The 1,717-nt window shown below is 62.0% G+C and carries 1 protein-coding gene; it reads left to right on the plus strand.

The genetic code is table 11. From position 1 onward, the window contains the following. Nucleotides 1-203 precede the first annotated feature (203 nt). The coding region (gene pheT, locus NW835_RS13515; RefSeq protein ID WP_414415554.1) for a phenylalanine--tRNA ligase subunit beta at nt 204-1,717 on the plus strand (1,514 nt) is incomplete at its 3' end.

Below are 1,717 nucleotides of genomic sequence, written 5' to 3' on the forward strand. Positions count from 1 at the left end.
CCGATCAGGATCCTGCGCAAGAGTTGCCGTTGTCCCATACCCACATCCACAGCCTGAAATACGCGCTGTCTCGCCTCGGTGCCAGCACCTCAGCATGGCGTAACCATCTTACCTGCGAGGGGAAGTTTGCGCGCCTTGCTTGCCTTTGGCCCGGACTCGGAGTGAGCGATAATGGGTGCGGCGTTTGCAGCGATGGCTCAGCGATGCGCATTTCCTTGAAGTGGCTGCGGGAATTGGTGGACTTTGAGCTTTCCCCGGAAGAATTGGCAGAAGCCCTCACCCTGGTGGGGTTTGAGGTGGAGGAGATTGAAGATCGCCGCAGTTGGGCTGAAGGGGTGGTGCTGGGCAAGATCCTAGCCGCCGAGCCCCATCCCAATGCTGACAAGCTGCGCGTTTGCCAGGTGGACTTGGGCTCCGAGCAACCGGCCACCATCGTCTGCGGAGCGGCCAACGCCCGCGCTGGCCTCCTCGTGCCTGTGGCCACGCCGGGCACTCATCTGCCCGCTGTGAACCTGACCATCGCCAAAGCAGAGAAGCGGGGAGTGATCTCGGAAGGCATGATCTGCTCTTTGGCTGAGCTGGGGCTGGAGAGGGTTTCGGAAGGGATCCACGAATTTCCGCCTGATTTGGATCTCAACCTGTACCCGCTGGGGTCTGACGCCCGCCCGCTGCTGGGCCTGGATGATGTGGTGTTGGATCTCACTTCCACCGCCAACCGCGCCGATGCTCTGAGCATGGTGGGGATTGCCCGCGAGGTGGCCGCCCTCACCCGCAACCCGCTGCGCCTGCCACCAGTTCAGCCCCTACAGGCCAAGCCCATCCCCAATTTCAAATTGCGCATTGCCGACGCCAAGGCCTGCCCCGCCTACAGTGGCGTGTTGATTGAGGGAGTGAAGGTCGGCCCTTCTCCCGACTGGCTAAAGCATCGCCTGGCCGCCGCTGGCATGCGCTCCATCAACAATGTTGTGGATGTTACCAACTTGATCTTGCTGGAATGGGGCCAGCCCCTGCACGCCTTCGACTGGGATCGCCTGCTCCAAATCATGGGCAGGAAGAAGCCCACCATTGAGGTGCGCTTTGCCCAGGCGGGAGAAACCCTAAAAACCCTGGACGGCCAAACCCGCACCTTGCACCCTGAAAGCCATCTCATCGTGGCCGGCGGCCAGCCGGTAGCCCTAGCAGGTGTGATGGGGGGAGAAGAGACAGAAGTGAGCTCGGCCACCACTAGCATTTTTTTGGAGGCAGCCCTCTTTGACCCAGTGGTGACGCGCCGCTCGGCCCGCTCGCAGGGGCTGCGCACAGAAGCCTCGGCCCGCTACGAGCGGGGGGTTAATTTTGCTACCCTCGACCTGGCGCGGGATCGGGCGGTGCAGTTGATTTTGGGGCTGGCGGGAGGATCGGTGGTTGGCCTCACTACCTTTGATCAACGTCCGCCCTTAGAGCGTACCCTGAAGCTGCGGCTGTCGCGCCTCATCGACGTGTTGGGGGAAGAGGTGCGGCCAGAGGAGGTGGAGGAAATCTTGTCGGCTCTGGGCTTTCAGCTTTCCCGCTGTCAGAAAGTTGCCCCGGAGGCTCCCTCCCTCCCTTCTACGGAGACAGCGAGCGTGGCCTGCTGCGTTTGGCAGGTAACTGTTCCCCCCTACCGCCTGCGGGATGTCGAACGGGAGATCGACCTGATTGAGGAATTTGCCCGTCTCTACGGCTACGACCGCTTCTC

Source organism: Synechococcus sp. OH2 (assembly GCF_047462155.1).
Lineage (GTDB): Bacteria > Cyanobacteriota > Cyanobacteriia > Thermostichales > Thermostichaceae > Thermostichus.